General features: G+C 42.6%; 5 protein-coding genes. All 5 read left to right on the forward strand.

All coding sequences use genetic code 11. From position 1 onward, the window contains the following. Positions 1–296: 296 nt before the first annotated feature. Genes MHN09_RS16605 through MHN09_RS16625 form a run of 5 tightly spaced genes read left to right on the forward strand, consistent with a single transcriptional unit; the run spans position 297 to position 7,234 of the window. Positions 297–1,121, forward strand: a complete 825-nt coding sequence (locus tag MHN09_RS16605) for a TnsA endonuclease N-terminal domain-containing protein (RefSeq protein WP_239241504.1) — start codon at positions 297–299, stop codon at positions 1,119–1,121. A 9-nt stretch (positions 1,122–1,130) separates the two neighbouring features. After that, entirely contained in the window at positions 1,131–3,455 is a 2,325-nt protein-coding gene (locus tag MHN09_RS16610; RefSeq protein WP_239241506.1) for a hypothetical protein, read from the forward strand. Beyond that, the gene (locus MHN09_RS16615) at positions 3,455–4,837 is read left to right on the forward strand and encodes an AAA family ATPase (protein WP_239241507.1); all 1,383 of its coding nucleotides are present in this window, start codon (positions 3,455–3,457) and stop codon (positions 4,835–4,837) included. The genes MHN09_RS16610 and MHN09_RS16615 overlap by 1 nt, the downstream gene beginning before the upstream one ends. After that, on the forward strand, positions 4,834–5,784 hold the full coding sequence (locus MHN09_RS16620) for a TniQ family protein (protein WP_239241508.1): 951 nt from the start codon (positions 4,834–4,836) through the stop codon (positions 5,782–5,784). Before MHN09_RS16615 ends, MHN09_RS16620 begins: the two co-directional genes overlap by 4 nt. Beyond that, entirely contained in the window at positions 5,777–7,234 is a 1,458-nt protein-coding gene (locus MHN09_RS16625; RefSeq protein ID WP_239241509.1) for a TnsD family transposase, read from the forward strand. The genes MHN09_RS16620 and MHN09_RS16625 overlap by 8 nt, the downstream gene beginning before the upstream one ends. Positions 7,235–7,770: the final 536 nt, after the last annotated feature.

The following is a 7,770-nucleotide window of genomic DNA, read 5'->3' on the forward strand; positions in this document are numbered from 1 at the left end:
TGCTTATATTTTGTTCGAATTAAAAACGTCTGGTTTCATAGATTCTGGAATGAAGTGTTTCTTATAATTTAATTCATCAAAAAAAAGATAATTTATAACTTTATGTTATTTATGCGTTTTTCCGAAGTATAGCGTGAAATATTAACTGTAGTGAACTAGGCGCTGAGCTATTCTACCTATTTAATGCAAAAAAAGATATTTAAAACAATGGGTTAAAAGTCTTTAAAAAATTTGCTGTCTCCTCATTTGACGTCTACTAATTATTACCTACGACGAAATTTGAAGAGGTAGTAAACATGCAAGACAAACCGAAACAAAGGAAAATGCGCTCAGAAGCACGAAAACGGATCCTGCTTCCAAAAGCAGAGTGGAAACGCTATCGAAAATGGCGAAAAGACATAGAGGTAGGTCCGTACCGACCTTTCTTTGAAACCCATCAACTCCACTCGACGGGGCGTAAACACAAGTTTTTCTGTCCAAAGCAGCAACGAATTGTGCATTTGATGTCAGATGGTGAGTATAAGGTATATCAGGACATGATTTGGCGCCCTGACGTGGTGTCTATCGACGAGCAGTACGCCCTTGACATCAAAGAGACGTGGAAGATTTGTCAAGAACTCAAGATTCATCACCCATATGAGTACCAGCGCGATATTCATCACATTATGAGTACTGATCTTATCGTGACACTAAACCGAAGCGGAGCGTTGGTTAAAAGGGCACACCCTGTCAAATACGAGATAGAGCTGGGTGCCAATTCCCGGACTAATAACAAGCTTAAAGTTGAAACGGCATTCTGGACGGCTCGGAATATTCCATGCGAGCCGATAAGCGCTGTCAGGGTCGATAAAAATTGGATAAAGCATCTTGATTTTCTATCGATGCACTATGATCCATCTCTGTCGAGTAATGAGCTAACGCAATTCAGTGGGTTGTTTGCAAAGCGTTGGGCTAAAGCACCAAAACTACCACTGCGGGCCATACTTACTCAAATAGCGCAATTGATAGGTGTCCATCAATTCACGGCAGAGAAAGTTTTTAAAAACGCGACCTTGGCTGGTCTTATTCCTCTCAAAGCACCTGTGCCACTGGTGTACCACAAGCCAGTTTTGTTGGCTTAGGGAGGGGGAATGCCGGTAAGACTTACACTTGTAAAATTTAAAGATACTTTTGATATTCACGCTGGATTTGGAAAAAAAGACGATGTTTTCGGCATCTGTTATGTCGATTCCCAGACACTTAGTGTTGGGGTTGCCAACTACACCCAGTATTTGGGGTACTCTCATGATACTGAGACTTTCGAACTAAAAAACCGTCAGGCACAGCCGTCTAAACCTCGCCTTTTCAGTCGCACTGAATTTGCCGAGGCCTTCGATATCATTAAAAAAGGTGATGATGCGCAAACCATTATAATGCCGCAATTTCTGGGGCTGTCTGATGAGGAATTACTAACCATTCGAACGAAAGAATGGTTAAGCCGCCGTGATAAGGCGTTAGAGGTAATTAGGCCATTACTGCCCCAAGAGCATTATGAGCTCAGTTATTTTGTGATGCGATATCTTAGAGGTGAAGCGCATCAGGAAATAAAACAATATTGTTTAGAGCGAGGTCATGGGTCTACCACAACGATTACTCGTAAACTAAATCTTTATATTGTATTTGGTTTCACAGCGAATGCGTTGTTGCCATTTGGTTTTGAATTTTGTGGTACTGAAAAGGCAGGTATTTGTAGAAATAGTAAAACCAAGACCAACAAAAATACCAAACGCAGGAAACGTGGGCGCCCCGGAATTTATTCTGATTACCGAGGGGTGAACGAGTCAGACAAAAGGATCATTAAAGACTTGGTCCGCGATAACAGAGTATCTATTCGAGGTGGAAAATTAGATATTTCTCGGCTTTACGATGAGTATGTTGTTCGCTATGAAGATAAATACAACTTACCTCACGTAACAATTAATCAGCAACGAGACTATGAATTTTCATATCCACAAAGTGAAATCATATCGCAGGATACGTTTAGGTATCATTTCAAACAGCTTCTGCCTCCAGAAATGTTTATTAAATTTAGGGATGGTCAGCATAAGTTTGACAAAGACCACAGGCCAAAGCGTGGAGACGCAAAAGATGGCGTCGTAGGTGCAGGCCATGTTGTTGAGTTCGACCATACGCAATTAGATATACACGTAAGAATGCCTTATGTGCATGATAGGCGATACTCTGCTGGGCGTCCTTGGCTAGTGATTGCCAAAGACGTTTACACCAAATTTATTCTGGGCTTTCACATCAGTTTCAGACCACCATGTTGGGATAATATCGCGCAATGCATTATTAATTGCATCGAGGACAAAGTTGAGTTTGCTGCCCGCTATGGCGTCGATTTAACTGAGCTAGACTGGCCATCGCGTCATCTGCATATGCTTTATAAAATTGACAATGGCGTTGAGTATCCACACGAGCAGGAAAGTGAAATTATGGCTTCGCCCTTTAAGTTTCAGGGAAGTCAGCAGGTTACAAAAGGACGTGGCGATCTCAAGGCTGACTCGGAAAGTTCACTTGGAATACTCAACAGAATTGTCTCCAACAATCACGGAGGTATTGATAAAGACAAAGATGCTATGGAGCAAGACGCAAGTCAACAAGCGCTGTTAACGATTGAAGACATCACCGCACAGTTAATAGATGAAATTGTGTTGATGAACAAAACAGCAGACCGCGAGTGTTCATTAGACCAAGACATGCTTGCAGCAAATGTTGATCCTACGCCACTTGCCCAATGGAATTACAGTATTAAGCATCAAATGTCGGGTGGAAATCCAGTGCCTAAAGCGCAAATTCCGGCGCTTCGATACACGTTGCTACCAAAACAAATAGCACGCATTGATGCTGACGGGATCACGCTAAAAAAATATCCTCAGCTGCAATATGACGGTGACTTCAAAGAGCTAGAAAGTTGGTATTTGCAGAAAAAGCATAAGGTTTCAGGTGCGAAGACTGAAATCAAGGTGGCTGTAGCCAAAGGCAGCGTAAAGCGTGTCTATTATCGGGAGAACAACACAATTTACCCACTTGACCTAAAGACACAATATTCGCAATTTGAGGATATGAGCTTTTTTGAACTTGAGCAGTCTGTGAAGGCTCGTGAGCAAGTGCAGCGCGATAGAAAAAACAGTCAGCGGGCAGGACGTGTGTATAACAAGCGACGCCAGAAGGCGCGTATTGAGGCTAACCAAAAAGAATTAGCGGACGTGCCTGCTAATTCGCAGCGGACTTATCAAAAGGAAACCCAAAAGCACAATCGCATTATGCGTGACGAACAAGTCCGTAGAGATGCATCCAGAGCAGATGAGCTCATGTCACCAGATTTTCCTGAGCAGGATGCATATGCTTCAGGGCCTACTTCATCCGAATCTACAACACCGACCAAACCAAAATCATCAAGGGAGTTTTACTAATGTCATTTGCCGAACCCCAAGAATGGTATCCAGCTGAGTATCGCACGCACTTTGATATTGAATGTCAGGGAAATCCACTCATCGAAACACTGTATCCTCAATACAGTGAAGCGGAGTTTCTGGGTTTTATCACCAACACACCGGAACTGCCCTATAACTTTTTCAACCTGCCATTTGAGCATGCGCAACGTGATATAAAGCGACTAGAAAAAGCGTATATTCCATCGCCACTTGATTATGAAATATATCGTCATATTCACAGTGAAATGGTCAACGGCTATGTGCATCGAAACCCGATAACACCCATGCAGCAGGCAAAAATGCTTGGCGTCGCACGAGGTAAATTTGTGCCAAACCCTCACAAGAATAAACAAACAGCGAGTGGCAGTTGTACTTTGCTATCCGGCATATCTGGTATTGGAAAGACTGAAAGAGTGCAACTTATCCTTAGGCTGTTTCAGCCCGTAATTAGACACGAGTTCTATCAAAAGCACCCTCTAATTATTGACCAAGTGCCCACAGTGTCTTTTGAGATATCAAACTTGAAAAGTATTAAAGCGCTTGGCGTTAATTTTTTTAGGGCCATTGATAAACTCCTTGGTACGAAATATACGCAACAGTGGTACAAGGGCAAACAAGGAACCTATGCATTTCTAATTGAGATGCAACTACTCGCTGAACGATTCGGAGTTGGCATAACACACATTGATGAATGCCAAAAATTGCTGGCAGAAGCGAAAAAAGACGACTCGCCTACTATTCAATATCTGGAATCGCTTTTCAATAACGTAGGTGTGCCCATTATCATGACTTGCACCGAAGAGGGTGTTGAGCTTTTTGATACCGACAGTGATTCCGATGATGGTTCGCTCGACAAGTTCACGACATGTCGTCGTCTCACCTCTGGGCGGGACATTCGGTGTGAAAGACTGTCTCTTTTTGATGATGAGTTTCAACAGTTCATTGATTGCTTTCTCCCACCATATTTATTTGACCGCACGCCCGCCCGATCTGAGGAGTTTAAAGCTCAATTGTATGATTACAGCCAAGGCGTACATCAGGTATTGAACAAACTGTTGCGTCTATTTCTGGATAACCTCCATCGCAAACGTCCTGAAGCGAGTCAATACAGTGATGTTCTCAAGGCCGTTTTTGATAATCAGTTTCGAAAACTCAAGCCTGCGCTTTGCGCATTAAAAAACAAGAGTGCTCAGGCGTATGAATTGGAAATGGAGAAACTCAGGGACTACAAAGAGGATGAACTATCTCAGATGCGAGACGATAAGTTTGAATTAGCCGGTGAGCCTCTCGAACCACGGACCTTACATACTAGCGTAAAAGGACCGCGAGTATGTTCGGAGAGGGAGTTGAGAAAACTATGACTTCATCAAAGCCTCGTTTTTTTCCGGTATTGCTTGATGGCGAATTTTTATACGGAACGATAACAAGATGGGCGGTTACTCAATCAGCCGTCCCCAAAATGCAATCAATTAACTCGAGAAAAGTGAAAACAAAAAACGCAACAGTGGACATCAGTGGCAAATGGATTGAGGTTGTTTCTACTATGACATCTGTCGACTTTACCCAATATGGTTCTGTATTAGAAAAAGCTACTCAATTGGCTCTCTACAATACGTTTTTTAATGAACGACGACCGCTTACCTACGCCCTGCCGGGTGAATATGCAGTTGCCACTGAAACAGCGCATAGTTTCCTGCGATATTGCCCTGTCTGTTTGAAGGAAAGTGTGTCGACGTCTGGGCTTGGCTTTTGGAAAACCCTTCACCAGTCGCCGTTGCTACTGAGATGTCCTTTCCACAACACGAGATTAATCGCTTATCAAAAGGCAACGGCTGAGTTTCGCCGTCCATACTTACTTGAAATTAATGGTATTACTGATTTATGGCATGAAGAAGCGTGTTCAATTGACGCTCTTACTGATTTTCAGCAATGGTTAGAAACGCTGGCATTGAATAAAAAATTGTACCAGTGCCGAGGGTTAGCAAATTCGATTATTCAGCACCTCACTACGCTTTTAGGCACGCCTGACGATATTCGACAAGCCAGAAAAAGAAATACTAAACAGGTAGATTTCGATACTTCTGCTTTTGCGTACAAGGTTAGACAAGCCGGATATGAGGCGTTTCTTAAACGGGGCACTCGTTCCATTAATGAAATAAAGAGAGATCCTAAGTTTAGCCTTACTCAGATACTTTCACACCGCAAACGCTACTCGCCTGTCTTTTACCTTTTGCTAGCATGGGTGTTTTTAGGCCCCGGCTTTATCGAATCGCAGACAATAGAACATAACGAGAGTAAGTGTGCGTAGTGTTCAACTGGGACGCTTTTTCCCAAGGCCATTTGCAGATGAGGCGCTGTTTAGCGTGATCCAGAGGGTCGTCCTTACGCACGGGGGAGGAAAGGATAAGCGCATCGTATCAGCACTATTTGGCTCACGCTCTCTTCAGTTTTGCTCGCAATTTCCTTCCGTCATTCCTCACTTAAAAGGCCAAAGTAACATTCCTTGCGATAGTTGGATTACAGAACACACTGTGTTGCCAATTTATCGCCTTTTTACCCCTCAAAAACGGTATGAGAGTGCAGTCGACGCGCTTAAAGTTGGCAAAGGCAACCATGTATTTAAAGTGCTCGGTATCACTGCGTCCAGAGAAAAGCTTACGCCTATAGCGAAATATTGCCCGCAGTGTGCACAGGCAGATGAAAAGAACTCTGGATTAGCATATTGGCATATCGGACACCAGTTACCCGGTTTAACCCACTGTGTTTTTCACAATGAACGTTTGTCTGTCATGTATCTTAGTAGGAAGAAATTTGATGTTTGGCCTATAGTCAGCGATAGTAAATCGATAAAGGCACCCGAAGGTAGCGAAGCTGAACGTCACTTGTCATTGCTGATTAATGAGTCATTTATATTAGGCAAGACTGTAGGCCTGATACCTGATCTATATGAGCGTTACTTTTCAAGGCTGATCGCAAGAGGATTTACTACATCTTGTGGACATCTCAGGCTGCAACAGTTGCGGACAGAAATGTCAGCTTTCTGGCAAGGGCTGTCATATCATCCGTGTTTTAAGGATGCACTCTCAACGCAGCACAGCCTTCCATTTCCCTCCAATCTTTTTGCCTATCAAGACGTTTGTCATTCCCCCATCAAACACTTGCTTCTGATAGGATTCTTGTTTGGTGATATCGCTACGCTAATGTCATTTACAAATACCTCAGAACGGGTAAAAAAGTGTCCGCCAGTGACAAAGGTTCGGAAGCCAGAAGCTGACATTGAGGCGACCATTGTAGATGCATTGACAAGTGGACTGAGCTTAAGGAAAGTGTCAGAAAAGTTTCGTGTATCTATCGGATTTGTTAAAAAAGTGGCTGTAATACACAAAATTGAACTCGATCTTCGTCCGCAGAAGATATTTAGACCAGAGCAAGATGAAATAATCGACAAACTGGCTCTTGGTTATCCAACTCAAGATATTGCCAAGCAGTGTCATTGCTCAATAGGAGCTATTGAAACGATTTTGAGCCAGCACCCAGATATTGTTGAGTTGAGAGCAGATACTCGAAAGCAACGAAAGCGTGAGCGAATGCGCTTATCTCTTTTGACTACGATCAATGAGTTACAAAGCCCGCGACGCAATGACATAAAATTAAAAAATGGGACAGCTTACATGTGGTTGTACAAACATGACAAAGTTTGGTTATACGATCATCTGCCCGCTCAAATACCAAGATGTTACCGACGTAGTAAGATCTGAACAGTCTGAGGGTAACATTACTTAAAATGCCAATAGCGTAGTTGGGATACCAACCTCGCTCACGGTTTCATATCCAGCCGTGACATTCGACATGTCAGAATTTCAAATTAGTAGACTTAAATACTTGTAAATATCCCTTTTTGGCACTAGCCTTAGAATTCAAGGTTTATTATTTATTAAATTAATAAAATCAGTATGTTGGTGTTTGAAATTTGACATAAATTGTTGTTTCTTAAGCTGTTCACAAACTAATTTTTGTGAGCTTTATGAGGCTCTTTGTATAATTTTTGGTGTTCACAAACTTATTTCATTTGTTACTGCCCTCTAGCCTTTATTCTATAAGGGGTGTGTTCACAGACTTATTTATATTTCGTCAGTTGGTTTAGTAGCTTTGCTGCTAGAGCTTGATTGATTTTAAGGCGAACCTGTTGGTTCGCCTTTTTTGTTTGCCCAGCGAAGCTGGCAAACCCGTCAGGTTGAAAGAAACCTGAATCACCCTGACTGAGGGGAAGATAATCCGAATGGCAAGGGCGTTG

It is taken from the genome of Alteromonas sp. MmMcT2-5, from assembly GCF_022348315.1.
GTDB classification, from domain to species: Bacteria; Pseudomonadota; Gammaproteobacteria; order Enterobacterales; family Alteromonadaceae; genus Alteromonas; species Alteromonas macleodii.